We start from the raw sequence: 26,758 nt of genomic DNA, 5'->3' as shown, positions 1-26,758 counted from the left end.
GCCCCGCAGCAAGGGGCGGGCGCCGGACTTCTCACCGGTCCCGGTCACCGCACACGGCCGCCCTCCGGGGCGCACCGAGGGCCCCGGCCGGCACGGAACCCCGTCCCGGGCGCGGTCTCGGCGCGTGGTCGTCCCCCGGCGACGACGTTCCGAGACGGACCCGTAGACGTTCCGTTCTTCCCGGCGGCCCGGTGACCGGCACCGCCCCCTGTGCTCAGCAGCACCATCCCCGCCGGTCAGGCGGCGAAGGAGATGATTCACGTGTCCGCTACGCCCGTGCTGGCGTTGCGCGGAATCTCCAAGCGGTTCGGCGCCGTCCAGGCGCTCACCGACGTGGACCTGGAGATTCGTTCCGGCGAAGTGGTCGCCCTGGTCGGCGACAACGGCGCCGGCAAGTCGACGCTCGTCAAGACCATTTCGGGTGTCCACCCGATCGACGAAGGCGCCATCGAGTGGGAGGGCAGGACGGTCCGGATCAACCGGCCCAACGACGCCCAGGACCTCGGAGTCGCCACCGTCTACCAGGACTTGGCCCTCTGCGACAACCTCGATGTGGTCGCCAACCTCTTCCTCGGCAGCGAACTGCGCAAGGCCTCCGTGCTCGACGAGATCGCGATGGAGAAGCGCGCCAAGGAACTGCTGGACACCCTGTCCATCCGGATCCCCAGCGTCCGTATCCCGGTCGCCTCGCTCTCCGGCGGTCAGCGCCAGGTCGTGGCCATCGCCCGCGCCCTGATCGGTGACCCCAAGGTCGTCATCCTCGACGAGCCGACCGCCGCCCTCGGCGTGGAGCAGACCGCCCAGGTCCTCGACCTCGTCGAGCGGCTGCGCGAGCGCGGCCACGGCGTCATCCTCATCAGCCACAACATGGCCGACGTGCGCGCCGTCGCCGACAAGGTGGCGGTGCTGCGGCTGGGCCGCAACAACGGAGTCTTCGACGTGGCGACCACGTCCCACGAGGAGATCATCTCCGCGATCACCGGTGCCACGGAAAACGCCGTCACGCGCCGCCAGGCCCGCACAGCCACGAAGGAGGACGCGAAGTGAGCGACCTCGCCAAGACCCCCGAGTCCCCCGGGACCCCCAAGGTCTCCACCGAGAAGTCCGCGACCGGGAAGCCCGCCGCCCCGGCGGCCGAGCCGTCCGCGGCGCCCATACCCGCGGTGGACCCGCGCCTGCTGGTCCGCGCGGAGGGCTTCGCGGGCTACTGGACCGAGTTCACCCGCAAGGTGCGCGGCGGCGAACTCGGCTCGCTGCCGGTCCTCGTCGGCCTGATCGTCATCGCGATCGTCTTCCAGCTCCAGAACAGCAACTTCCTCTCCGCCAGCTCCCTCGCCAACATCGCCGTCTACAGCTCCGGCCTCGGCATCATGGCGGTCGGCATCGTCTTCGTGCTGCTGCTCGGCGAGATCGACCTGTCCGTCGGCTCGGTCGCCGGCGTCGGCGCGGCCGTCTGGGCCGTGCTCAGCGTCAACCACGGCTGGAACGACTGGACGGCGGTGCTCGTCGCGGTGCTCTCCGGCATGGTGCTCGGCGCACTGCACGGCTTCTTCTTCGCCAAGATCGGGGTGCCGGCCTTCGTCGTCACCCTGGCCGGCTTCCTCGGCTGGAGCGGTCTGCAGGAGTGGATGATGGGCGGTGAGGGCTCGATCAACACGCCGTCCGGCAGCATCGTCGAGAACCTCACCAACTACTTCTTCGAGGACAAGGCCGTCGCGTACGGTGTCGCCCTGGTAGCCGTCCTCGCCTACGCCTTCTCGCTCCTGATGGACAGCCGACGCCGCGGGGCCGCCGGTCTGCCGGCCCGTCCGACCACCGAGATCCTGCTCCGTACGGGCGTCGTCGCCGTCCTGTGCTTCGCCGTCGCGTACGTGCTGAACGAGCCCTCCGGTGCCCGCGGACTGCCGCTGGCCCTGGTGCTCTTCCTCGCCGTACTGGTCATCGCGGACTTCGTGGCCCGCCGGACCACCTTCGGCCGTCAGGTCTTCGCGGTGGGCGGCAACGCGGAGGCGGCACGCCGCGCCGGTATCAACGTCGACCGGATCCGGATCACCGTCTTCGCGCTCTCCGGAATGCTGGGCGCCTTCGGCGGCCTCTTCATCGCCAGCCTCTCCGGCGGCGCCACCAAGAGCGCCGGCGGCGGCAACACGCTGATGCTGGTCATCGCGGCCGCCGTCATCGGCGGCACCAGCCTCTTCGGCGGCCGGGGCAAGGTCTGGTCCGCGCTGCTCGGCATGATCGTGATCCAGTCGATCCAGCAGGGCCTGAACATGATCGGGATGGCCAACGCCATCCAGTACATGATCACCGGTGCGGTGCTGCTGGCCGCCGTGATCATCGACTCGGTCTCCCGCCGCACGCAGAAGACCGCAGGCCGCGCGTAGCAGGCACGCCGCATCGGTCCAGTGCCCGGCACCCCGGACGGGGGCCGGGCACTGACGGTTGCGGGGCACGGGGTGTGACAGCCCACTCCATGCCCGATGCCCGCGAGTGCGGACGGAACATTAGACTCATCGGATCGGCATGCTCGACCAGCTCAATACGCAAGGAGGCACGGGTGGCTCTGCTGACCCGCATCGGTGGACCGCGTGACCTGGACCGGCTCACTCCCGAGCAGCTGGACCAGCTCGCCGAAGAGATCCGGACCTTCCTGGTCGACGCCGTATCGAAGACCGGCGGCCACCTCGGCCCCAACCTGGGTGTGGTCGAGCTGACCATCGCCCTGCACCGGGTCTTCGAGTCGCCGAAGGACAAGGTCCTCTGGGACACCGGCCACCAGAGCTACGTGCACAAGCTGCTCACTGGCCGCCAGGACTTCTCCAAGCTCAAGATGAAGGGCGGCCTGTCCGGTTACCCCTCGCAGGCCGAGTCCGAGCACGACGTCATCGAGAACTCGCACGCCTCCACGGTCCTCGGCTGGGCCGACGGCCTCGCCAAGGCCAACGAGGTGCTGGGCAAGGACGACCACGTCGTCGCGGTCATCGGTGACGGCGCGCTCACCGGCGGCATGGCCTGGGAGGCGCTGAACAACATCGCCGCCGCCAAGGACCGCCCGCTCGTCATCGTCGTCAACGACAACGAGCGCTCCTACGCGCCGACCATCGGCGGCCTCGCCAACCACCTCGCGACGCTGCGCACCACCGACGGCTACGAGCGTTTCCTGGCCCGCGGCAAGGACCTCCTGGAGCGCACCCCCGTCGTCGGCAGGCCGCTGTACGAGACGCTGCACGGCGCCAAGAAGGGGCTGAAGGACTTCATCGCCCCGCAGGGCATGTTCGAGGACCTCGGTCTGAAGTACGTCGGCCCGATCGACGGCCACGACATCGAGGCCCTGGAGTCCGCGCTCCAGCGCGCCAAGCGCTTCGGCGGACCCGTCATCGTGCACTGCCTCACCGAGAAGGGCCGCGGCTACACCCCCGCCCTGCTCGACGAGGCGGACCGCTTCCACGCCGTCGGCAAGATCCACCCCGACACCGGCCTCCCGGTCGCCACCTCCGGCCTCGACTGGACCTCCGTCTTCGGCGAGGAGATGGTCAAGCTCGGCAAGGAGCGCGAGGACATCGTCGCGATCACCGCGGCCATGCTCCAGCCGGTCGGCCTGACCAAGTTCGAGAAGGCGTTCCCGGACCGGATCTACGACGTGGGCATCGCCGAGCAGCACGGCGCGGTCTCCGCGGCCGGCCTCGCCACCGGCGGACTGCACCCCGTCTTCGCGGTGTACGCCACCTTCCTCAACCGCGCCTTCGACCAGGTCCTGATGGACGTCGCGCTGCACAAGTGCGGTGTGACGTTCGTCCTGGACCGGGCCGGGGTCACCGGCACCGACGGCGCCTCGCACAACGGCATGTGGGACATGTCGATCCTCCAGTGCGTGCCCACCCTCCGGATCGCCGCCCCGCGCGACGCCGACCAGGTCCGCGCCCAGCTGCGCGAGGCCGTCCAGGTCGACGACGCACCGACCGTGGTCCGCTTCTCCAAGGGCGCGGTCGGCCCGGCGGTCAAGGCCGTCGGCAGGGTCGGCGGCATGGACGTGTTGCGTGAGCCCGGCACCACCCGTCCGGACGTACTGCTGGTCTCCGTCGGCGCGCTCGCCCCGATGTGCCTGGAGATCGCCGACCTGCTGGAGGCCCAGGGCATCTCGACGACCGTCGTCGACCCGCGCTGGGTCAAGCCGGTCGACGAGGCCATGGCCCCGCTCGCCGAACAGCACCGGGTCGTCGTCACCGTCGAGGACAACAGCCGGGCCGGCGGCGTCGGCTCCGCCGTCGCCCAGGCGCTGCGCGACGCCGGGGTCGACGTACCGCTGCGTGACTTCGGCATCCCGCCGCGCTTCCTCGACCACGCCTCCCGCAAGGAGGTCATGGCCGAGATCGGGCTGACCGCGCCGGACATCGCCCGCCAGGTCACCGGCCTCGTGGCCAAGCTGGACGGCCGCTTCGAGAGCGCTGACGACAGCCGCTCCGTGATCGAGCCCGCCCGCGACTGACGCTGGGGCCAGCGGACACCAGTACGACCGATGGGCCGGTCGGGTCGCCCTGTACGGGTGGTCCGACCGGCCCATTCGCGTGAAATCGCCCGGTCCGGCGCGCTGTGCCGCCGGTGCGGTCCCAATCATGGCGTACACGACGAGTGCGTGGAGGTACGCCGGTGACTGCCCAGCAGGACACACCACCCAGCAGTGACGGACTGTTCCGGACCAAGACGGTCGAGCAGTCCATCCGCGACACCGAGGAGCCGGAGCACGCACTGCGCAAATCCCTCTCCGCCCTGGACCTCACGGTCTTCGGAGTGGGCGTCATCATCGGCACCGGCATCTTCGTCCTCACCGGCAAGGTGGCCAAGGAGACGGCGGGGCCCGCCACCGCCCTCGCCTTCGTGGTCGCCGGTGTCGTCTGCGCGCTGGCGGCGCTCTGCTACGCCGAGTTCGCCTCCACCGTCCCGGTCGCCGGCTCCGCCTACACGTTCTCGTACGCTTCGCTCGGCGAACTGGTCGCCTGGATCATCGGCTGGGACCTGGTGCTGGAATTCGCGCTGGGCACGGCGGTGGTGGCGGTCGGCTGGTCGGGCTACGTCCGCTCACTGATGGACAACTTCGGCTGGAGCATGCCCGCCGCGCTCTCCGGAACCGATGTGGCAAAAGGATTCGGCTTCGACATCCTGGCCTTCGCCCTGGTGCTGGTCCTGACGGTGGTGCTGGTGCTCGGCATGAAGCTGTCCGCCCGGGTCACCACCATCGTGGTCGCCATCAAACTCGTGGTGGTCCTGATCGTGATCGTCGCGGGGCTGTTCTTCGTGAAGGCCGCCAACTACTCGCCGTTCATCCCCGAGGCACAGCCGCAGCCCTCGGGCTCCGGACTGACCGCGCCGCTGGTCCAGCTGATGTTCGGTTACGCGCCCACCAACTTCGGCGTCATGGGCATCTTCACCGCCGCCTCCGTCGTCTTCTTCGCTTTCATCGGCTTCGACGTGGTGGCCACCGCCGCCGAGGAGACCAAGCTTCCGCAACGTGACATGCCGCGCGGCATCCTCGCCTCGCTCTTCATCTGCACCGTGCTCTACGTGGCCGTGTCACTGGTGGTCACGGGCATGGAGCACTACACCGAACTGTCGGTGGAGGCCCCGCTGGCCGACGCCTTCAAGGCCGTCGGCCATCCCGTCTACGCCGGGTTCATCAGCTTCGGTGCCGCGATCGGGCTCACCACGGTCTGTCTGATCCTGCTGCTGGGCCAGACCCGGGTCTTCTTCGCGATGAGCCGGGACGGGCTGCTCCCGAGGTTCTTCTCCAAGACGCACCCGAAGTTCGGCACCCCGTACCGCCCGACCGTCCTGCTCGGTGTGATCATCGCGATCGTCGCCGGATTCACCAGCATCAACGAGCTGGCGACGCTGGTGAACATCGGCACGCTCTTCGCGTTCGTCGTCGTGGCCCTGGGGGTGATGGTGCTGCGCCGCACCCGCCCCGATCTCCACCGCGCCTTCCGCACCCCCTGGGTACCGCTGATCCCCATCGTCTCGGTGGCCGCTTCGGTGTGGCTGATGCTCAATCTGCCCGCGGAGACCTGGCTGCGTTTCGGCGTCTGGATGGCCATCGGCGTGGTCGTCTACTTCTCCTACGGGCGTGGGCACAGCCGGATCAACGAGCCCGTCGGCCGGCCGTAGTACGGACAGGGCCGGTGCCCGACGGAGCGCCGGCCGGCCGTCCCTGTCGTCAGCCGCCGGTGGCGGGGGACTTCTTCGCGGACTCCGGGATCGTGGCGTCCTCGCGGATGGCCTTCCAGAGATCTCCGGCCTGCGGCTGGGCCGCCACCACGCGGTTGCGGTCCTGCTTGTCGTACGCCACCGGAAGCATGATCGTCTCCATGGTGCCCGGGTCCACGCCGTTCATCGAGCGGCCGAACTCCGCGAGGGACTTGAGTGAGGCGAGCCCGTCGTCGGTGGTCAGCGACTTGGTGGCCGAGCTGGCGATCTTGTAGGACTTGGTCGGACTGCCCAGCAGGTCCTGCGACTTGACCTCGCTCAGCAGGGCGAGCAGGAACTGCTGCTGGAGCCCGATCCGGCCGAGGTCGCTGCCGTCCCCGATGCCGTGGCGGGTACGGACGTAGGCGAGGGACTCGGTGCCGTCGAGCTTGTGGGGGCCCTTGGCGAGATCGAGGCCGGACGACTTGTCGTGGATGTCCTGCGGGACATCGACCGTCACGCCCCCGATGGCATCCACCAGATCCTTGAACCCGGCGAAGTTGATCTCCAGGTAGTGGTCGATCCGGACCTCGGACATCTTCTCCACGGTCTTGACCACGCAGGCCGGACCGACCTGTGAGTAGACGGAGTTGAACATCACGCGGTTCGCCGACGGCACCGTCGAGCCGTCCGCCTTGGTGCACTCGGGCCGGGTCACCAGGGTGTCGCGGGGTATGGACACGGCGACCGCCTTGGAGCGGCCCTCGGCGATGTGCACCACCATCGCGGTGTCGGACCGGGCGCCGCTGACGTCACCGCCGCCGCCCAGCTCCTTGTTCTCGGCACCGGCCCGTGAGTCGGAGCCCAGCACCAGCAGGTTCTGGCCGCTGGTCGGCAGCTTCTCGGGGCGGTCCTCACCGAGCGTCTTGTCGATGTCCACGCCCTGGATATTCCCGTCGAGGCGGCTGTAGAGCCAGTAGACGGTGCCGCCGCCGGCGAGCAGCAGGACGAGCAGGACACCGAGGGTGATCTTGAGGCCGCGGCGGCGCTTGCGAGGGCCTTGCCCGCGCTTGCGTCCGCCGCCATGTGACGCCGAACGGCCTTCGCGCGTGCCCTGGGACATGGCGTCGTGGCTCATCGTGATCGAGTCCTCAAATCTCGTGGCCCGGGGTGGGCCGTGGAGTGCGTGGGACTCGGGTGGGGGGTGTGGCCGGTCCGTGCGTGCATGACTGAGCGTGCACTATAGAACAGAGGATCGTGCGAATGGGTGTTTTGGCCCCCGGAATCACCATCTGCGCAACTCGAACTACTATTCGTTCATGACTTGGTTGATCACGGGTGGGGCCGGCTTCATCGGGGCGCATGTCGTCCGTGCCATGCGCGAGGCCGGTGAGCGGGTCGCCGTGTACGACGACCTCTCGACGGGCGACCGCTCGCGCGTGCCCGCCGACGTCCCGTTCGTCCAGGGCTCGACGCTCGACGCGGACCGGCTGCGGCGCACCCTGGCGGAACTGCGGGTGCGTGGGGTGGTGCACCTCGCCGCGAAGAAGCAGGTGGCGGAGTCCGTCGAGCGCCCGCTGTTCTACTACCGGGAGAACGTGCGGGGCCTGCAGACCCTGCTGGAGGCCGTGGCCGACAGCGAGGTGCGGGCGTTCCTCTTCTCGTCGTCGGCGGCCGTCTACGGCATGCCCGATGTGCGAGTCGTCACGGAGACGACCCCGTGCGCCCCGATCAACCCCTACGGCGAGACCAAGCTGGCGGGCGAGTGGATGGTGCGCGCGGCCGGGAAGGCGCACGGCATCGCCACGGCCTCGATGCGGTACTTCAACGTGGCCGGCGCGGCCGCGCCCGAGCTCGCCGACACGGGCGTCTACAACCTGGTGCCCATGGTCTTCGAGAAGCTGACGCGGGGCGAGGCCCCGGTGATCTTCGGCGACGACTACGACACCGCGGACGGCACCTGCGTACGCGACTTCATCCACGTCGACGACATTGCCTCGGCCCACCTTGCCGCGGCGCGTGCCCTCCTCGACCGGGAGCCGGGCACCGACCTGACCGTCAACGTCGGCCGGGGCGAGGGCGTTTCGGTGCGCGAGATGATCGAGCTGATCGGTGATGTGACGGGGTACGGGGCCGTGGCGGCCCCGGTCTCGAAGCCGCGCCGGGCGGGCGACCCGGCGAGAGTGGTCGCCTCGGCCGACCGGATCCGCACCGAGCTGGGCTGGTCCGCCCGGCACGACGCCCGCGAGATGGTCGCCTCCGCGTGGGAGGGCTGGCGCCTCGGGCACCCCGGTGCGCGTCGGCCCGCCGACGCCACCAGCTCGGCCTGAGCCTGCCATGGCTTGTTTATGATGTCTCGATCCAGCGCCCGTGATCTGTGCGGGCCTGCTCACAGGGAGGGTGACGAACAGCGATGCGCAGCGCCTCCCCACGTGAAGCGAAGCAGCGGAACGAGCCCGTGGCGGAGGATTCCGCGCAGCCTGCCCAGGCCCTCGGCGGCCCTTGGCTGCTGACCGGGCACGACGGCAGGCTGACCGCCTACGTCCACGTCGAGGGTGCCGTGCTGCGCTGGACGGAGTCCGCCCCCGGTGGCCGGCGGTGGACGGGGCCGGACGTCCTGCCCGCGAAAGACATCGACCGGCTCACCGTGGTGCAGGGGCAGAATCGTTACGCCCATCTGCTGGGGCGCCGGGTCCGGCCCCGTGCCGACGGCTGGACGAACGTGGACATCATGTATGCCACTCAGTACCAGACGGCCCGCCCGATGACGCAGTGGCGCTCACTGGGCAATCCGTTCAAGGAGATCGACAAGGCGGTCGAGACGGGCGTCCCGGCCGCCGCCGTCACCGGCGACGGCGCGCTGTACGTCTGTGTCCCGACCGGACCGGGCGGAGTCGCCCTGCGCCGCGAGGACAAACGCGGCCGGTGGGAGGCCTGGACCCAGCTCCAGGTGTCCGGCGGCACCGACGCCCCGGTGCCGGCGGCGACCTCGTCCGGCCTGGTGGAGGTCCTCGTCCCCACCCGTACCGCAGCGGTCCAGCTGCGGCAGCCTGAGCCGGGCGGCGCCCTGGTGCGCGGCTACGACGCGGCGGTGCCCCCGCTGCCCGGATCGTTGACCGCGCTGGAGACCGCCCCGGGCCGGCTGACGTACTACCTGACCGATGCGCGGGGCAGCGGTGTCGTCGCGGTCCGGGCGGGCAGCTGGCCCGTACCGCTGGGGGGCAACCCCGGGGACGGCCGCATCGCCGCGGTCCGGACGACGGTCGACGGCTTCGACTGCACGGTGCTCGCGGTCCGCGGGGCCGACGGGACGGTCAACCTCGGGGTCTGCGCGACCGAGGGCGAGCAGGCCGGCTTCTGGTGGACCGGCACCGGAATGAGCTGCGCCGGAGATCCGGCACTGGCGGCCGACGGCTACGGAAGAGCGGTCGTCGCGGCTCTCGGCGCCGACGGCGCACTGCTCGTCGCACGCCAGGAGGACGGCCAGGGGCTGACCCTCGGAGACTGGAGCCGGGTATGAATACCACGGGACCGGCCCGGCGGGTGACGATCGTCGCCGCACGCCATCGCGAGGCGGTGGCACTCGTCGCGGCGGAGGGGTCCGGCGCGGAGCTCAGCGTGCTCTGCGTCGAGGAGGACGGCAAGGACGGCCGGGCGGCACTGGACCGCGCACTCGCGGAGGCCGAACGGCGCGGCTGCCGGGTCATGGGTCCCCCGCGGACCGTCGGCGGAGAGAACGGCGGCGGCCACGCCGCGCTGCTCCGGGAGCTGCGCGCACTGAACCCGCAGCGGGTGCGCCTGGCGGACCCCGATCCGGTGCATGTGTCCTACGACGGGGAACGCGATGTCCCCGTGCACGACGAGCCGGCCGAGAACGCCGACGCCGCGCTCGCCGGGCTGGCCGCGGCCGGCGAACTCCAGCGGGAATCGGGGACCCCGGTCTTCGTCGACTGTCACCGTGCCGGTGCGGACGGACGGTCCGGCACCGCCGCGCAGCCGCGCTATCCGCACCCGGCGTACTGGCTGACCGAGGGATTCGACGGCAGGCTCTCCGCCTTCCTGCCCTCGGCGGCGGGCGTCGTGAGATGGACGCAGCGCGAACCGGGGGGCACGGCCTGGCGGGGACCGGAGCTCCTGCCCGGCCCGCGGCTGATGCCCGGCCTCCGGGTGGTCCGGGACGCGCACGGCTTCCCGCATCTCTTCGCGCTGCGCCGGACCCCGCTGAAGGGCGGCGGCGACGACATCGCGGTGGTGCGGGCCACGCAGTACCGCACCGGGCACCCGCTCACCCCGTGGCACTCCCTGGGCGGCCCGAACCCCGGCAGCGGGCGCAAGAGCCGCGAGGTCGGCTTCCCGGCGGCCGGGTTCGACGGCGTGGGCGGCCTCTTCGTCTTCGTACGCAACTTCGGGCACAGCGTGAGCTACCGGCACCAGGGGGCCGACGGTGTCTGGACTCCCTGGCAGCACCTGCGCGGTGTCCGCGTCGCCGACGAACTCGTCACCGTGACCACGGCCGGGGGAGAGGTCGAACTCTTCGCCCGGGCCCGGGACTCCGCCGCCGTGCTGCGCTGGTACCGCTCGGGGCCCGACGGCGCGTGGACCGAGGACCGGGCGGTGCCGTTCTCGCCCCGTCCGGGATCCATGGCGGCCGGGCCCGAGCCCGGGACGGTTCTCTTCCGTGATTCGAGGACCAACGAGCCCTGTGTGTGGTGGCCGGGCGCGACGGGCCCGGTGCCGCTCGGCGGCGCCGACGACGGTGCGGGACTCGTCACCGGTGTCCGAGGCGTCGAGGCGGACGGCTGGTCGTACTCCCTGCTGGTCCGCTCCGGACCCGGACGCGCCTGCGCGGTGGGGGTGCATGCCGAGGGCCGGGCGGACGCGGGCGTGTGGTGGAACGCACTTCCTGTCGATTCTGCTGTGATGCCCGCAGTTGTCCGGGATCGTACGGGCACTGTTACCTTGGCGACCCTCGTGGCCGGATTTCGACTGAGGCTCTCTCACCGAGCGTCACCGTCCGACGGGTTCGAGTTCGGTCACTGGTACACAGTGTGACGATCCGGTGGCTCTGGTGATCTTTTTTGCCACTCGATTGGCCGAAACCTGTTTAGTTCTTGATAAAGTCTGTGAATCTTTCATGTGAAGGATTCGGGGGAGTCTCGTGAACATTCGGGTGTCCCTCGGCCGTGTATGGATTGACGGGGGCCTGCCGCTGTCGTTCTCGTGACTGAGGGGTTATGGCCAAGCTGTCCTTGCGTGCCGTCCAGAAACTCACCTGCAAGAAGCGTGACGCCTGGTGGACGGTGATCCTGGTCGATCCCGTGGCCACCCGCATGCTCATCGTGATGGCGCGGTTCAACTTCATCACGCCCAACCGCGTGACGTGGGCGGCGTTGTTCGTCGGACTCGGTTCCGCCGGGTTCTTCCTCAAGGGCGACATGCAGTCCCTGATCATCGGGGCGGCTCTCTACCACCTGAGCTTCATCCTCGACTGCATCGACGGAAAGCTGGCGAGGCTCAAGGGCAACGGCACCGTCTTCGGCGGCTGGCTCGACTACGTCTTCGACCGCATCAGGGTGCTCTTCTGCGCCCTCGCCCTGATGGGCGGGCAGTACCTGCGCAACGGTGACGAAAGGTTTCTGCTTGCCGCACTGATGGTCGTCTTCCTCGACATGCTCCGGTACGTCGACGCGCTTCAGATCTACAAGATGCGCATGTCGATGCGGACGAAGATCGAGAAGGTCACCCGGGAACGCCAGGAGGCCGAACGCGCGGCCGCAGCCGAGGGCCCGGCCGAGCCCGAGGCGCAGCAGATCCGGTTCATGGAGGACCTGCTGCGGGAGAACCCCGAGGCCGAGGCGGAGTTGCTCAAGGAGCAGGCGGGCGCCGGGCACGTCGTCGACCTGCACGCCCAGTTCCGCCACCGCTTCCCCTGGTACCTGCGGGTGCGGCAGGCGCTGCTGCGCAGCCGGATCAGGCCGCACCTCATCAGCGGCATCGAGTTCCAGATGTTCGTCTTCATCGTGGGACCGCTGATCGGCCAGATCCTCCTGACCACGGTGATCTCCGCGATCCTGCTGGGGATCTTCGAGCTGGTCATCATGTACAAGTTCTGGCTCTCCACCCGCGACTTCACCCAGGTGATGGCCGACCTGGCGCAGCCGCCGTCCGGCGCGGGCTCCATCGCCCCCCACCTCCACCGGGGCCGGCACCGCCGCGGCGTGGCCGGTGACCCGCTCGCCGCCCCGGAGTTCCAGGCGCCGCCGCCCTACGAGGACCCCGGATTCCAGCCGTACCCCGAGCCCTGCCTCCCGTACGGGGCAGCGGACCAGCTGCCCCTGGAACAGCAGCCGACGCAGGTGTTCCAGCCGCTGCCGGAGCCGGCGTACCAGCAGATGACGCAGGCGTACCAGCAGGTGCGCACGCCGGGGTACGACCAGCCGGTGCAGGGCCGACCGGCGTACGGCGCCCCCGGTGCCATGCCGGCCGGTCACGGCTACCCGGGCGATCGGGAGGGCGTCGGATGAACCTCGAACAGGACACACCCGACGCCTGGGTCACGGTGGTCATCCCCGCGTACAACGCGGCCACGACCATCGGCAAGGCGCTCCAGTCCGCCGTGAACCAGACGTACGAGCTGGTCGAGGTCGTCGTCGTCGACGACGCCTCCACGGACAACACCCTCGACGTCGTGAAGAACTTCGCCGGGAACAACAGCCGTGTCCGCGTGCTGCGCAGGCCCACGAACAGCGGCGGCGTGGGCGCGCCCCGCAACCTGGGCATCGCACAGGCCGCCGGCCGGTACGTGATGTTCCTCGACGCCGACGACGAGCTGCCGCCCCGCGCCTGCGAGCTGCTGCTGGCCGGCGCGCTGGAGAGCGGCAGCGACATCACCGCGGGCAAGGCCGTCCGGGTCAACCGGGCCACCGGCGAGAGCGAGGGCTGGGCCCCCGAGGTGTACGCGCTGGGGCGCACCGTGCCGGGCCTGGCGGAGTTCCCGCTGATGCTCGCCGACCCGATCGCGGCGGCCAAGCTGTACCGGGTGGACTTCCTGCGCTCGGGCGGCGTCTGGTTCCCCGAGGGCGTCTTCTACGAGGACACGTACTTCTCCACCGTGGCGGGCTGCCTCGCCGACGGCATCACCGTCATCACCGACCCCGTCTACCGCTGGATGTGGGAACCCGAGGGCGGATCCATCACCGGCCGCACGGGCGAACTGCGCTCCATCAGCGACCGGGTCGCCGTGCACCGCGCCACCGACGCGTTCCTTCTCGACCGCGGCCTCTGGCAGCTCAAGGTCCGCAAGGACTCCAAGTTCCTCGCCCACGACCTGCGGCTGTACATGCGGGCGCTCGCGGAGGGCGACCCGGAGTTCCAGCAGGGGTTCGCCGAGATCGCGAGCAACTACCTCTTCTCCATCAGCGACGAGGCGTTCGAGCTGTGCGACCCGGTCGACCGGGTCAGGGCCTACCTCGTCATGTACCAGGAGACCGAGGCCGCGCTCACCACGCTCGACTACGTGCAGCGCAAGAGCGTGCTGTCGTCCTTCCTCGTGGAGGAGGACGGCCGGGTGTACTGGTCGGGCGACCATCTGCACCTGCCGGACGCCCGGCGCATGCTCGATGTGACGGAGCTCGGCCTCTCGGCGGCGAAGCTCGCCCAGGAACCGCTCTTCGCCCAACTCGACGAGTGGTCCGTGGACGACGGGAAGCTCCGGTTCGACGGCAGGCTGGTCAACCGCTTCGGGCGGATCGAGCCCGGACACGACCTCAAGCTGACGCTGGCCGTACGCAACCGTCACACGAAGAAGGACGTCACGGTCCCGGTCGACGGCGTCGACGTCGACGAACGGTTCGTCGGCTTCGGCGGCACCGTCGACCTGACGGCCGTCCTCGGCGACGAGTTCTCCGAGAGCACGGTCTGGAACGTATCGGTCGTCGTCGAGTGGAACCGGGCCAGGTCCCGTTCCCCGCTCAACGTGCGCGACGTGGACCTCGCCGGGCTGACCTTCCGGGCGAACGGGGAGGAGCTGGAGGGCTACCGCACGGTCAGCGGCAATCTCGCCCTGCGAGCCGCCACGGCGGGCCGCAAGTCCTTCGAGTCCGCGCAGAACGACCCCGACGCGCCGTGGATGTGGTGGCGCGACCGGCTCCACCCGCCGATCTCCCGCCTCGACCATCCCTTCGAGATGGCCGTCGTCGTGCCCTGCTACAACGTGGCCAAGTACCTGGACGACTGCCTCGGCTCGATCGCGGCCCAGGAGGGCTTCGCCGCCACCCAGGTCATCCTGGTGGACGACGGCGCCACCGACGAGACGCCCCGGATCCTCGACAACTTCGCGCAGTACTACGCCAATGTGACCGTCGTCCACCAGACCAACGGCGGACTCGGAAACGCCCGGAACAACGGCCTCGACCGGGTCACCGCGCCGTACGTCACCTTCCTCGACTCCGACGACATCCTCGGCGAGCGGGCCCTGTCGCACATGCTCCAGGCGGCCTGGCGGGACGGTTCCGAGCTGGTCGTGGGCGACCTGGTGAACTTCCCCGACCGGCCCTACGGCCCGTGGAAGCAGTACTTCGGCCAGGGCGACCGCCTCGTCGACGACTTCGCCTCCGTACCCGACCTGATCTTCAGCGGATCCGCGTGCAACAAGCTGTTCAGCACTCAGCTGCTGCGCCGGCTCGGGGTGCGCTTCGGCGAAGGGGTCCACTTCGAGGACTCCTGGGTGACGCTGCCGAGCATGCTGCGGGCCAACGCCATCAGCCTGGTCGACCGCCCGGTGTACTACTACCGCGGGCGCCCCGACGGGTCCTCCATCATGGACTCGCTGTGGAGCAAGCCGGCGAACTACCGGGACCACCTGCGGCTCAACCACTTCCTGCTGGACTACACCGCCACCGAGCGGGCCGACATCCGGCGCATGTTCCAGCGCTATGTGACCCGCACCTACAAGGGCTTCCTTTGCAACGCCCGTAACGTCATGGGCCGGACGCAGCTGGAGGAGATGTTCCCGGGCATCTGCCGCCACTACGCGCAGATACCCGACGAGGTCATCCTCGAATACGCCACCAACCCCGCCCAGCAGCTCGACCACTACGCGGCGAAGAGCGGAAACCTCGAACTCTTCTGCAACCCGGAACCGGCGCTGGAGAACGCCCCGCTGGTGCTGGAGATCGACGACGACGGCTTCCACCGGACCTTCGAGGGAGGCACCAGGAACACCCGGACCGCCCGCGTCAACGACCCCAACGTCGTCGTCGAATCGGTCCGGACCCGGGGCGACGTGCTGGTCGTGGAGGGCTGCCTGGCCTTCCCCGGCATGGACATCAGCGGCCCCATGGAGAACCCGCTGGAGTTCGTCCACCAGACCGCGCACGCCAAGATCGCCGTACCGCTGCGCCAGGTCGCCCGCCGCGACCTGTGGAACACCCGCAACGGCCGCGACCTGTACGCCGGCTGGTACGCGGAGATTCCGGTCGCGGAGCTGGCACGCGGGGGATTCGGGGTCGGTGACTTCCGGCTCCGGGTGCACCGCGTGGACCGTTCGCGGCAGCGCAATGTCGTCATGAAGGCGCGCCTTCCGCTGCACCGGCTGAAGGGCCCCGGCCGGATCGCCGGCCACCCCTACATGCTGACCATCGGCGGCCAGGACGCGCTGCATCTGCGCCTGATCGACCGGAAGCCCGTCGCGCGGGCGAAGCACGCCCTGTGGCGGACCGCCCGTGAGATCCGCATCCTCAAGACCCGCAACCCGGGCTGGCGCATGCGCCTCGCCTACTGGCTCGTGTACCCGTTCCTCAACTCCCGTGAGATCTGGCTCATCGGCGAACGGTCGGACACGGCCCAGGACAACTCGTACCACTTCTTCAAGTGGATGCGGACCCATCGCAAGCGGCGCAAGGCGTACTACGTCATCGACGGGAACTCCCCCGACTACAAGAAGGTCGCCCCCTACGGCCGCGTGATCAAACTCGGTTCGTTCAAGCACCGGATGTATCTGCTGCACGCGACCAAGCTGATCGGGTCGTACGACTCCGAGTCGTACCTGCTGCCCGAGGGCTACCGGAAGGTTCTCTTCCTGCACCGGTTCGGTGAGCTGCTGAAGTACCAGCGGGTCTTCCTCCAGCACGGAATCATCTACAACGACGTGACGTCCGGGGTGGACCAGCGGATCACCAGTTACGACATGATCGTGACCACCGGCCGTCAGGAGCGCGCCTACCTGGCGCGCGAGGCCGGCTTCGGCGACCGCGCGGTGCTGGCGGGCCTGCCCAGGTTCGACGCGCTGCGACGGGAGCCGGCAGAGCGTCCGCGCATCCTGCTCATGCCGACCTGGCGGCAGTGGATCGTCACGGCCTCCTACAAGAAGTCCGCGGGTCCGGCCAAGACCGCCTTCACCCAGTCCGAGTACTTCCGGTTCTACCGGTCGCTGCTCTCCGACCGGAGGCTCGTCGCGGCGCTGGAACACTTCGGCGTCGACCTGGAGTTCTTCCCGCACTACGAGATCCGGCCCTACCTGCACAACTTCCGGATCGACTCGCCCGCGATCGAGGTCGCCGACCCCGGCACGCGCAACGTCCAGGAAGCCATGAAGGAGTGCTCCCTCATGGTCACGGACTACTCCTCGGTCTTCTTCGACGTGGCCTACATGGGGATCCCTCTCGTCCATGTGCCCTTCGACGAGGAGGACTTCTACGGACGGCACTACAAGCGGGGCTACTTCAACCTGACGGAGCACGGCTTCGGCCCGGTCTGCCGCACGGTCGACCAGGCCGTGGACGAGATCATCGCCTCGATGGCCAGGGGTTTCACCGTCGAGAGCCCGTACCGCGAGCGTGCGGAACACTTCTTCGCGCACCGCGGCGAGGGCAACTGCGAGCGGGTGTACGAGGCGATCGACGCCCTGGGGACGGCGAGCGCCGCCGATTTGGGCCCCTCGGGACCCGTCGCGGCCCTGCCCGCCACCCGCGCGCACGCGGACGGAGACATGCACGGCGCACCGGACGCCGGTGCGGCGGCTTTTGACATGGCGGGCCACGAGACGTACGAAAGCGGGTGGGACCGTGCTGTCTGACCGGAATCCCGAGCAGGGCGGGCCGCGCCGGATCTTCCTCGCGGGCGGCTCCGCCATGGTGACGCGGGAAGCGAGCAAGGCGCCGATGGCCGGCTGGGGCCAGGTGCTCCACTTCTTCCTCGACGCGCGGCAGGTGGAGATCGTCAACTGCGCACGGGCCGGATCCAGTGCCCGCACGTTCAGCGAGCGGGGCAGGCTCGACTGGATCCTCCAGAGCATCCGCCCCGGGGACTATCTGCTCACCTCGTTCGGCACCAATGATGCCAAGCCGGAGAAGTGGCTCCGCTCGGAGCCGTACGGCGACTTCCCGCACCACCTGCGGAGGTTCGTCGACGGCGCGCGCGAACGCAATGCCCACGCGGTGCTGATCAGCCCGCCGGAACGGGACACCCACGATGTGCACGGCAACATGCCGAGGAGCATCCCGGAGTATCCGATGGCGATGCGTGACCTCGCTGCCGAGTGCAGCGTCCCGTACATCAATCTCTACGACCGGACCCACAGCTGGTGGGAGGGGCTGGGGCCGGAAGGCGTACGCCCCTTCTTCATCCATCTCGAACCGCAGGAACACCCGAACTACCCGGAGGGGTTCCACGACCCCGGTCACATGGCGCCTCAGGGCGCCATCGCGTGCGCACGCTATGTCGCCTACGCGCTGGTGGAGCAGCGGATCGTGCCACCGCACTGGGGCGTCAACCTCGACCGTACGGATCTTCCCCCGGACTGGGTGACCTGGCTCGACGACGAGACGCACGCCGAGCTGACCAGGTCCCGCACACTGGGCACGAACTGAGAGCCGGACGAACATGAGCCCCTTCACCCTCGCCGGGATACGCAGCGTCCAGCAGGACAACCCCTCGATCGTGGCGCACCTGGAGCTGCGGTCCGCCGTGGACCCCCGGCTGCCCGTCGAGCCCGGCACGCAGATCGACTTCGAGTGGATCCTCACCCCGCAGGGCGACGGCACCCGCTACTACGGGTACCTCATGGCCGACTCGTTCGACTCGGTCGCCACCATCGAGAACATGGCCGGAATGAGCCTGCTGCCCTCGGGCAACCGGTACGCGACATCGACGGGCCCCGGCGTCGAGCGTGTCGCCAGGTTCACGCTCCGGGTGAACCGGCATGCCGCGCCCGACGCCGTCCTCGTCCCCGTCCTCAGAGCGGGCATCATCGCCGATGGCGGAAAGAGCCTCACCTCCACCACGTTCTCCCTGAAGAACCACGGCTTCCGGATAGCTCCGCTGGCCCCGCAGGGACGGAGCATGACGGTGGTGCCCGGACACCGCGGGGTGCTGACGAACCTCAGCGCCGGAATGGGGGAGGACGTCAGGCTGGTCGGGGTCGGACCCGCCCGGCACGGGGTGACGAGCGTCGAGGTGGACGGAGCGGTGACGTACCACCCGTTCAACGGCCACCTGGGCTACGACTGGTTCGACTACGTCCTCGACGCCGGCGCCGGGCGCCTGGTACCCGGCCGGGTGACCGTCCATGTCGGCGACCTCGGCCCGACGCCCGGCGTGCTCGGAGGCTGGGCACCGGCACCGTGAGACCGCACCGGGACCGCCTCGTGCGCCGGTGCGCGGTCCTGCTGGTCCTGGCTGTGACGGCCGCAGGGTGCACCGGCCGAGGCCCCGCCCGGCGCGACGACTCACCGCGCCCGGCCCCATCGGCCGGAGCGTGCGGGCAGACCCTGCCGTGCGGGGTGGCGGCGGAGCGGATCAGCCGCCGGCTGGCGGACGGGGCGCGGGTCCTCATCAGCACGGTGACCGTCCGGCCGTCCGCCCGGGTCACGGTGAAGCCGGTCTTCGGCGACCATCTCGCGACCACCGAGTCCGTCGGCCGGACGGCGCGGCGCGAACGAGCGGTGGCTGCGGTGAACGGCTCCTTCTTCGACACCGCCGACTCCGCCGTCTCCAGCGGCTACCCAGGAGATCCGCTGGGCGTTCTGGCCATCGACGGCCGACTGATCAGCGAGGCGGCGAACGGACGTACCGCCCTGATCCTGCCCGGCCCCGGAGCCCGGCCCCGTATCGACGAAGTGCGATCCGCGATGTGGCTGACCGCGCCGGACGGAGCGGTGCGCGCGCTGGACGGGGTGAACCGGGTGCCGGGAAGAATCGTCGGCTGCGGGGGAACGGGCGGGGACCGCCTGGCCCGTTCGGGTCTGCCGGAGCAGCGGCCCCGGCACAACCAACTCTGCCTGGACGACAGCGAGATCGTCGCCTTCACTCCCGAATGGGGCGCGCATTCACCACCCGGCGCACCCGGCAGCGCGGAGGCCGTGCTCGACGCGGACGGCCGGGTGACGGCGCTCCGCAGCCCCGCGGGCGGGGAGATCCCACGGTCCGGCTCCACCCTCACCGGCGTGGGGGAGGGCGCCGACTGGCTGCGGGCGCACGCACGTCAGGGGCCGCCGTTCGGCCGGCGGACGAGCGTGACGGACAGCGGCGGCCGGAACATCCTGACCCCGGAGGCCTCCGTGCTGGGCGCGGGCCCCGCGCTGCTGCGCGGCGGAGCGACCTGGATCAACGGCGCGGCCAACGGGTTCACCGGCGATACGTCGACCGAGCGCCAGCCCCGTACGGTCGTCGGCATCAAGGCGGACGGCACGTTGATCCTCGCCGTCTTCGACGGCCGGGGCCCGGACAGCGCGGGCGTCACACTGCGGGAGGCGGCGGCGCTCCTGCGCGACCTGGGGGCTGTGGACGCCCTCAATCTCGACGGCGGCGGGTCCAGCACGATGGTGGTGAACGGACGGCTCCACAACAGGCCCAGGGGTGCGGAAGGCGCACCGGTACGGGAACGAGCCGTGGCCGACGCACTGGTCGTCCTGCAGCGCTGACGGGCGGGCGCGCGCGGGCGGCGACGGCCGCCCTCGGCCTGCCTTCGCCGCCGCTGTCGGCGGTGGCGCAACGGTGTCGGGCCCGGCGTCCGTCCGCGGCCGGGACGCGCGCGAGAATGGATGTGTCCGCCACAGCATCAGCATGCCGACCGGAGAAGGGGTGAGTGAGCGGTGAAGCCCGCCGTTCCGCTGTACCAGGCCAAGGCCGAGTTCTTCCGGATGCTCGGGCACCCGGTACGCATCCGGGTGCTGGAACTCCTCCAGGACGGCCCGATGCCGGTCCGCGAGCTGCTCACGAAGATCGAGATCGAGCCCGCCGCGCTCTCCCAGCAGCTGGCGGTTCTGCGCCGCTCGGGGATCGTCACCGCGACCCGCGAGGGCTCGACGGTGGTGTACGAGCTGGCCGGCGGGGACGTGGCGGAGCTGATGCGCGCGGCGCGGCGGATCCTGACGGAGATGCTGGCCGGCCAGCAGGACCTGCTCGCCGAGCTGCACACGGCCGACACCCGGACCGGGCCGTGACCCGATACCGACGGCGCAATCCCTGACGCACCCGGCCCCGCCCCCGAAGCCGGGAAGGACCCGGCAGCTCATGGGCCGGACGCACGGTCCACGGCTCGCCCCCGGCCATCGCGTGTCAGCGGTCCGGCTCGGCGGCGACGGCCTGCCGCGGTGCCTGCCACAGCAACTCGATGTCCATGTCCCCATCATCGCGCCCGGCCGCATGGCGCCGGGCGGGCAGTACGGGGATCTCCCCGTACGGCCCGCCCGTCGATACCGGCCTGGCGTTACGCCGGAACGCTCGCCACGCCCTGAGCCAGGAACTTCTTGCCGTTCACCCGCTCCGAGACGCCCTCACGGTCCAGGTACGGCGTGATGCCGCCCAGGTGGAAGGGCCAGCCCGCGCCGGTGATCAGGCACAGGTCGATGTCCTGGGCCTCGGCGACGACGCCCTCTCCCAGCATCAGACCGATCTCCTGCGCCACCGCGTCCAGGACCCGGTCGCGGACCTGCTCCTCGGACAGGACGACATCGCCCTGCTCGAGAAGGGCGGCGACCTCCGGGTCCAGCTCCGGCTTGCCGGAGTCGTAGACGTAGAAGCCGCGCTTGCCGGCCTTGACGACCGCGGCCAGGTTCTCCGAGACGGTGAACCGGTCCGGGAAGGCGCGGTTCAGGGTCTCCGAGACATGCAGCCCGATGGCCGGGCCGACCAGCTCCAGGAGCACCAGCGGGGACATCGGAAGGCCGAGCGGCTCGATGGCCTTCTCGGCGGCCTCGACCGGGGTGCCCTCGTCGATGACGTTCTGGATCTCGCCCATGAAGCGGGTGAGGATGCGGTTGACGACGAACGCCGGGGCGTCCTTCACCAGCACCGCGGTCTTCTTCAGCTTCCGCGCCACACCGAACGCGGTGGCCAGCGAGGCGTCGTCGGTCTGCTCGCCGCGCACGATCTCCAGCAGCGGCAGGATCGCGACCGGGTTGAAGAAGTGGAAGCCGACGACCCGCTCGGGGTGGGTCAGCTTCGACGCCATCTCGGTGACCGAGAGGGACGAGGTGTTGGTGGCGAGGATCGCGTGCGCCGGGGCGACCGCCTCGACCTCCGCGAACACCTGCTGCTTGACGCCGATCTCCTCGAAGACGGCCTCGATGATGAAGTCGGCGTCGGAGAAGCCCTCCGCCTTGTCCAGCACACCGGAGACCAGGGCCTTGAGGCGGTTGGCCTTGTCCTGGTTGATCCGGCCCTTGCCGAGCAGCTTCTCGATCTCGGAGTGGACGTAGCCCACACCCTTGTCGACGCGCTCCTGGTCGATGTCGGTCAGCACGACCGGCACCTCGAGGCGGCGCAGGAACAGCAGCGCCAGCTGCGAGGCCATCAGGCCGGCACCCACGACGCCGACCTTGGTGACCGGACGGGCCAGGTTCTTGTCCGGGGCACCGGCCGGGCGCTTGGCGCGCTTCTGGACCAGGTTGAAGGAGTAGATCCCGGAGCGCAGCTCGCCGCCCATGATCAGGTCCGCGAGGGCCCGGTCCTCGGCGTCGAAGCCGGCGCCCAGGTCGCCGTCCTTCGCCGCGGCGATGATCTCCAGCGCGCGGTACGCGGCCGGGGCGGCGCCGTGCACCTTGGAGTCGGCGATGGCCTTGCCGCGCGCGACGGCCTGGTCCCAGGCGTCACCGCGGTCGACCTCGGGACGCTCCACCGTGACCGTGCCGTTCAGCACGTCCGCGGTCCAGATCAGCGACTGCTCCAGGAAGTCCGCGCCCTCGAAGAGCGCGTCGGCGATCCCGAGCTCGAAGACCTGCTTGCCCTTGAGCTGACGGTTCTGGTTCAGCGAGTTCTCGATGATGACCGAGACCGCGCGGTCGGCACCGATCAGGTTGGGAAGCAGCGCGCAGCCGCCCCAGCCCGGAACCAGACCGAGGAAGACCTCGGGCAGCGAGAAGGCGGGCAGCGCCTTGGAGACGGTGCGGTAGGTGCAGTGCAGACCGACCTCGACACCGCCGCCCATCGCCGCGCCGTTGTAGTACGCGAACGTCGGGACCGCGAGACCGGAGAGGCGGCGGAAGACGTCGTGGCCGCCCTTGCCGATGGCGAGCGCGTCGTCGTGGTTCTTCAGCAGCTCGACGCCCTTGAGGTCGGCGCCGACCGCGAAGATGAACGGCTTGCCGGTGATGCCGATACCGGTGATCGCACCCTCGGCGGCCTCCTTCTCGACCTGGTCGACGGCGGCGTTCAGGTTCGCCAGCGACTGCGGTCCGAAGGTGGTCGGCTTGGTGTGGTCCAGGCCGTTGTCCAGCGTGATGAGGGCGAAGCGGCCCGCACCGGCCGGAAGGTCCAGGTGGCGTACGTGCGCCTGCGTGACGACCTCGCCGGGGAACAGCTCGGCCGCGCCCTTCAGAAGCTCAGTGGTGGAGCTCACTTGTTGCCTCCGTCTGCCTTGTCGAAGTGCGGGTTCTCCCAGATGACCGATGCGCCCATGCCGAAGCCGACGCACATCGTCGTCAGGCCGTAGCGGACCTCCGGCTGCTCCTCGAACTGGCGGGCCAGCTGCGTCATCAGACGCACACCGGAGGAGGCAAGCGGGTGACCGTAGGCGATGGCGCCGCCGTACTGGTTGACGCGCGCGTCGTCGTCGGCGATGCCGTAGTGCTCCAGGAACGCGAGCACCTGGACGGCGAACGCCTCGTTGATCTCGAACAGACCGATGTCGTCGATGGTCAGACCGGCCTTGGCCAGGGCCTTCTCGGTCGACGGGATCGGGCCGTAGCCCATGACCTCGGGCTCGACGCCCGCGAAGGCGTACGAGACGAGGCGCATCTTCACCGGGAGGCCCAGCTCGCGGGCGACGTCCTCGGCGGCGAGCAGGGAGGCGGTGGCGCCGTCGTTGAGCCCCGCGGCGTTGCCGGCCGTCACGCGGCCGTGGGCGCGGAAGGGGGTCTTCAGACCGGCCAGCGACTCCATCGTGGTGCCCGGGCGCATCGGCTCGTCGGCGGTGACCAGGCCCCAGCCGGTCTCGCCGGCCTCGGCGTTGGTGCGGCGCACCGAGATAGGCACCAGGTCCTGCTGGATCTTGCCGTTGGCGTACGCCTTGGCGGCCTTCTCCTGGGAGCGGACCGCGTACTCGTCGGCGCGCTGCTTGGTGATCGTGGGGTACCGGTCGTGCAGGTTCTCCGCGGTCATGCCCATGAACAGGGCGGACTCGTCGACCAGCTTCTCCGACACGAAGCGCGGGTTCGGGTCCACGCCCTCGCCCATCGGGTGGCGGCCCATGTGCTCGACACCACCGGCGACGACGACGTCGTACGCACCGAAGGCGATGGAGCCGGCCGTCGAGGTGACGGCGGTCAGGGCGCCGGCGCACATGCGGTCGATGGAGTAACCGGGCACGGACTGCGGCAGCCCGGCCAGGATCCCGGCGGTACGGCCCAGCGTCAGACCCTGGTCGCCGATCTGGGTGGTCGCGGCGATGGCGACCTCGTCGATCTTCGCGGGGTCCAGGGCCGGGTTGCGGCGCAGCAGCTCCCGGATGGCCTTCACGACGAGATCGTCGGCGCGGGTCTCGTGGTAGATGCCCTTCGGGCCCGCTTTGCCGAACGGGGTGCGGACGCCGTCGACGAAGACGACGTCCCGGATGGTACGAGGCACGGTGGCTCTCCTCCAGGGTGCGGTATGGCACTGCTGCGCGGCACGCCCGGAAGCGCGCCGCCACCATCATGCTACTTGCGGGTAACCAGACTGCCCACCCCTCGGGGCGGGAGCGGCGAAGGTCACACGCGGCGGGGCCGGGTACGGGGGCCGCTCCGGCCCCGTAACGCCGATCGCCGGACGCGGCTGACTTCAGCCCCGTCCGGCGATCGGGAACACGACGCGGCCGCGGCCCGCACAACCTGGCGCGATTACGCCCCTGGGGCCCGCCCTCCGCCGCGCGGCGACGGCAGTGCGACGACAGGCCCTGGGTCCGCTCCGGCTGCCGCTCAGGCCGCCGACGCCAGCGCGCGGACCAGCAGCGGGGCCACCTGCTCGATCTGCCAGCGACGCGCCCCGTAACCGGCGAGCGCGGTCTCGACCGTGTCCGGCGTCGGATGTTTGGGCGGCTCCCAGCAGACCCGGCGCACCGTGTCCGGGGTGATCAGGTTCTCCTGCGGCATGTGCAGCCGCTCGGCGAGCTCCGACACCGCGGCGCGGGCGGCCGAGAGCCGGGCCGCCGCGGCGGGGTCCTTGTCCGCCCACGCACGGGGCGGCGGCGGACCGGCGAGGGCCTGGCCGGGCTGCGGGAGCTCGGTGTCCGGCAGCGCCTTGGCCCGGTCGACGGCCGCCTGCCACTGCTCCAGCTGGCGACGCCCCATGCGGTGGCCGAACCCGGGCAGCGCGGTCAGTGCCTGGACGTTCGGCGGGAGCGCGAGCGCGGCCTCGACGATCGCGGCGTCGCCCAGCACCTTGCCCGGCGAGATGTCACGGCGACGGGCGACCAGGTCGCGCGCCGTCCACAGCTCCCGTACCACCGCCATCTGGCGGCGACGGCGGACCTTGTGCATGCCGGACGTGCGGCGCCAGGGGTCCTTGCGCGGAGGAGCGGGCGGTGCCGCGGCGATCGAGTCGAACTCCTCACGGGCCCAATCCAGCTTGCCCTGCCGGTCGAGCTCCTCCTCCAGGGAGTTGCGCAGGTCGATCAGCAGCTCGACGTCGAGCGCCGCGTAGCGCAGCCAGGGGTCGGGCAGCGGGCGGGTGGACCAGTCGACGGCGGAGTGCCCCTTCTCCAGCGAGTAGCCGAGCACGCTCTCGACCATGGCGCCGAGGCCGACGCGCGGGAAGCCGGCCAGCCGCCCGGCCAGCTCCGTGTCGAAGAGCCCGGTGGGGGTCATCCCTATTTCGCGCAGACAGGGCAGGTCCTGGGTGGCGGCGTGCAGGATCCACTCGCTGCCGCTCAGGGCCTCGCCGAGCCCCGACAGATCGGGACAGCCGACGGGGTCGATCAGCGCACTGCCCGCGCCGTCACGGCGCAGCTGTACGAGGTAGGCGCGCTGGCCGTAGCGGTAGCCGGAGGCTCGCTCGGCGTCGACGGCCACCGGGCCGGAGCCGGCCGCGAAGGCGGCGACCACCCGGGCGAGGGCGTCGTCGGACGCCACCACCGGGGGAATGCCCTCGCGAGGTTCGAGCAAGGGGATCGGCGCCGGGGCGACGTCGTCCGGGGGAGCGCCCCCGGTGGTTCGCAGTGAAGTGTCTGCTGCGGTCTCTTGGGCGTCGGTCACGTGTCAAGGGTATCTGTGTATGTACGGCGCCCGTCGACGGAACGTTCCGTCGACGGGCGCCGATGAATGCAAACCAGCCGGTCCGCGGCTGCGCGGACCCGCCGGGGTGCGGGCGTCAGTGGATGATTCCCGTTCGCAGGGCGACGGCGACCATTCCGGCGCGGTCTCCGGTGCCGAGCTTGCGGGCGATTCGGGCGAGGTGGCTCTTGACGGTAAGGGCGGACAGGCCCATCGAGACGCCGATGGCCTTGTTGGACTGGCCCTCGGCGACCAGCCGGAGGACCTCGACCTCGCGGCCGGACAGTTCGCGGTAGCCGCCCGGGTGGCTCGGGGTACCGGGGGGCCGGCGGTGCATACGGGCGGCATTGGCGCCGATGGGGGCGACGCCGGGACGGGTGGGGTGGCCGATATTGGTACGTGTGCCGGTGACCACATAGCCCTTCACGCCGCCCGCGAGGGCGTTGCGTACGGCGCCGATGTCATCGGCGGCGGAGAGGGCGAGGCCGTTCGGCCAGCCGGCTGCTCGGGTCTCGGACAACAGGGTCAGCCCGGAACCGTCGGGCAGGTGGACGTCGGCTACGCAGATGTCGCGCGGGTTGCCGACGCGGGGACGAGCCTCCGCGATGGACGACGCCTCGATGACGTCACGTACTCCGAGTGCCCACAGATGGCGGGTGACGGTGGAACGGACGCGCGGGTCGGCCACGACGACCATGGCCGTCGGCTTGTTCGGGCGGTAGGCGACCAGGCTTGCGGGCTGCTCTAGGAGAACGGACACCAGGCCTCCTGGGGGCGTGGACGGGACGGGCCGGCTCGGGGATGAAGCCGGGGCGAACCGTGCTTGAAGGGTCATTGACCTCTTCGGCAGCAGACCCGTGCTCCTTTAGGGGAAGATCACGATTTGGTGAGTAACA

Annotated in this window: 18 protein-coding genes; 13 read left to right on the top strand and 5 right to left on the bottom strand. The window is 70.4% G+C overall.

The window, feature by feature from the left end:
* Positions 1 to 252: 252 nt before the first annotated feature.
* The 4 genes from OHA19_RS09690 (at position 253) to OHA19_RS09675 (ending at position 6,159) form a co-directional block, all read left to right on the top strand.
* On the top strand, positions 253 to 1,047 hold the full coding sequence (locus tag OHA19_RS09690) for an ATP-binding cassette domain-containing protein (protein ID WP_405717408.1): 795 nt from the start codon (positions 253 to 255) through the stop codon (positions 1,045 to 1,047).
* Positions 1,044 to 2,384 carry a sugar ABC transporter permease gene (locus OHA19_RS09685; protein WP_405717411.1) on the top strand — a complete coding sequence of 447 codons (1,341 nt, stop codon included), beginning with the start codon at positions 1,044 to 1,046 and terminating at the stop codon, positions 2,382 to 2,384. Before OHA19_RS09690 ends, OHA19_RS09685 begins: the two co-directional genes overlap by 4 nt.
* Before the next feature lie 173 nt (positions 2,385 to 2,557).
* Complete coding sequence (dxs, locus tag OHA19_RS09680) at positions 2,558 to 4,486, top strand: 1-deoxy-D-xylulose-5-phosphate synthase (RefSeq protein WP_405749909.1); 1,929 nt, start codon at positions 2,558 to 2,560, stop codon at positions 4,484 to 4,486.
* 161 nt (positions 4,487 to 4,647) lie between these two features.
* Positions 4,648 to 6,159, top strand: coding sequence for an amino acid permease (locus OHA19_RS09675; RefSeq protein ID WP_405717416.1), 1,512 nt, complete (start codon positions 4,648 to 4,650; stop codon positions 6,157 to 6,159).
* Between the two features lie 49 nt (positions 6,160 to 6,208).
* Here the strand turns inward: OHA19_RS09675 and OHA19_RS09670 are convergent, their stop codons facing one another.
* On the bottom strand, positions 6,209 to 7,315 hold the full coding sequence (locus OHA19_RS09670; RefSeq protein ID WP_405749907.1) for an LCP family protein: 1,107 nt from the start codon (positions 7,313 to 7,315) through the stop codon (positions 6,209 to 6,211).
* A 181-nt stretch (positions 7,316 to 7,496) separates the two neighbouring features.
* On the opposite strand from OHA19_RS09670, the gene galE reads away from it, so the two are divergent.
* The 9 genes from galE to OHA19_RS09625 all read left to right on the top strand — a co-directional run bounded on the left by galE (position 7,497) and on the right by OHA19_RS09625 (position 20,618).
* Positions 7,497 to 8,507, top strand: a complete 1,011-nt coding sequence (gene galE, locus OHA19_RS09665) for a UDP-glucose 4-epimerase GalE (RefSeq protein ID WP_405749906.1) — start codon at positions 7,497 to 7,499, stop codon at positions 8,505 to 8,507.
* 128 nt (positions 8,508 to 8,635) lie between these two features.
* A complete protein-coding gene (locus OHA19_RS09660) occupies positions 8,636 to 9,697 on the top strand; it encodes a hypothetical protein (protein WP_405717425.1) in 1,062 nt (353 codons plus the stop codon).
* Entirely contained in the window at positions 9,694 to 11,229 is a 1,536-nt protein-coding gene (locus OHA19_RS09655) for a hypothetical protein (protein ID WP_405749904.1), read from the top strand. Before OHA19_RS09660 ends, OHA19_RS09655 begins: the two co-directional genes overlap by 4 nt.
* Positions 11,230 to 11,411: 182 nt before the next feature.
* Positions 11,412 to 12,701, top strand: coding sequence for a CDP-alcohol phosphatidyltransferase family protein (locus OHA19_RS09650; RefSeq protein WP_405749902.1), 1,290 nt, complete (start codon positions 11,412 to 11,414; stop codon positions 12,699 to 12,701).
* Positions 12,698 to 17,251: a glycosyltransferase gene (locus OHA19_RS09645; RefSeq protein ID WP_405717433.1), complete on the top strand. Its 4,554-nt coding sequence runs from the start codon at positions 12,698 to 12,700 to the stop codon at positions 17,249 to 17,251. The genes OHA19_RS09650 and OHA19_RS09645 overlap by 4 nt, the downstream gene beginning before the upstream one ends.
* Positions 17,241 to 18,044, top strand: coding sequence for a rhamnogalacturonan acetylesterase (locus OHA19_RS09640; protein ID WP_405749901.1), 804 nt, complete (start codon positions 17,241 to 17,243; stop codon positions 18,042 to 18,044). Before OHA19_RS09645 ends, OHA19_RS09640 begins: the two co-directional genes overlap by 11 nt.
* Before the next feature lie 13 nt (positions 18,045 to 18,057).
* Positions 18,058 to 18,801, top strand: a complete 744-nt coding sequence (locus OHA19_RS09635) for an Ig-like domain-containing protein (protein ID WP_405717438.1) — start codon at positions 18,058 to 18,060, stop codon at positions 18,799 to 18,801.
* A 53-nt stretch (positions 18,802 to 18,854) separates the two neighbouring features.
* Positions 18,855 to 20,096 (top strand): phosphodiester glycosidase family protein, encoded by a 1,242-nt coding sequence (locus tag OHA19_RS09630; RefSeq protein ID WP_405749899.1) that lies wholly within the window; start codon positions 18,855 to 18,857, stop codon positions 20,094 to 20,096.
* A 171-nt stretch (positions 20,097 to 20,267) separates the two neighbouring features.
* On the top strand, positions 20,268 to 20,618 hold the full coding sequence (locus OHA19_RS09625; RefSeq protein WP_405717444.1) for an ArsR/SmtB family transcription factor: 351 nt from the start codon (positions 20,268 to 20,270) through the stop codon (positions 20,616 to 20,618).
* Positions 20,619 to 20,884: 266 nt separating this feature from the next.
* Here OHA19_RS09625 and OHA19_RS09620 read toward each other — a convergent pair whose 3' ends face one another.
* From OHA19_RS09620 to OHA19_RS09605, 4 genes are all read right to left on the bottom strand, one after another.
* The gene (locus OHA19_RS09620) at positions 20,885 to 23,014 is read right to left on the bottom strand and encodes a 3-hydroxyacyl-CoA dehydrogenase NAD-binding domain-containing protein (protein ID WP_405749897.1); all 2,130 of its coding nucleotides are present in this window, start codon (positions 23,012 to 23,014) and stop codon (positions 20,885 to 20,887) included.
* The gene (locus OHA19_RS09615) at positions 23,011 to 24,240 is read right to left on the bottom strand and encodes a thiolase family protein (protein ID WP_405717450.1); all 1,230 of its coding nucleotides are present in this window, start codon (positions 24,238 to 24,240) and stop codon (positions 23,011 to 23,013) included. Before OHA19_RS09615 ends, OHA19_RS09620 begins: the two co-directional genes overlap by 4 nt.
* Positions 24,241 to 24,569: 329 nt before the next feature.
* Positions 24,570 to 25,844, bottom strand: coding sequence for an HRDC domain-containing protein (locus tag OHA19_RS09610; protein ID WP_405717453.1), 1,275 nt, complete (start codon positions 25,842 to 25,844; stop codon positions 24,570 to 24,572).
* 115 nt (positions 25,845 to 25,959) lie between these two features.
* Positions 25,960 to 26,622, bottom strand: coding sequence for a response regulator transcription factor (locus OHA19_RS09605; protein ID WP_024488613.1), 663 nt, complete (start codon positions 26,620 to 26,622; stop codon positions 25,960 to 25,962).
* Positions 26,623 to 26,758 lie beyond the last annotated feature (136 nt).

This window comes from Streptomyces sp. NBC_00012, from assembly GCF_045040875.1.
Taxonomy (GTDB): domain Bacteria; phylum Actinomycetota; class Actinomycetes; order Streptomycetales; family Streptomycetaceae; genus Streptomyces.
Note: the sequence above shows the minus strand (reverse complement) of the source record. Positions and strands in the feature narration are given on the sequence as shown.

What these genes read in the sequence shown, in the direction of transcription:
- OHA19_RS09670 (WP_405749907.1), bottom strand. Translation starts at nt 7,315, where the DNA reads ATGAGCCACGACGCCATGTCCCAGGGCACGCGCGAAGGCCGTTCGGCG.
- galE (WP_405749906.1), top strand. Translation starts at nt 7,497, where the DNA reads ATGACTTGGTTGATCACGGGTGGGGCCGGCTTCATCGGGGCGCATGTC.
- OHA19_RS09655 (WP_405749904.1), top strand. Translation starts at nt 9,694, where the DNA reads ATGAATACCACGGGACCGGCCCGGCGGGTGACGATCGTCGCCGCACGC.
- OHA19_RS09645 (WP_405717433.1), top strand. Translation starts at nt 12,698, where the DNA reads ATGAACCTCGAACAGGACACACCCGACGCCTGGGTCACGGTGGTCATC.
- OHA19_RS09635 (WP_405717438.1), top strand. Translation starts at nt 18,058, where the DNA reads ATGAGCCCCTTCACCCTCGCCGGGATACGCAGCGTCCAGCAGGACAAC.
- OHA19_RS09650 (WP_405749902.1), top strand. Translation starts at nt 11,412, where the DNA reads ATGGCCAAGCTGTCCTTGCGTGCCGTCCAGAAACTCACCTGCAAGAAG.
- OHA19_RS09690 (WP_405717408.1), top strand. Translation starts at nt 253, where the DNA reads ATGATTCACGTGTCCGCTACGCCCGTGCTGGCGTTGCGCGGAATCTCC.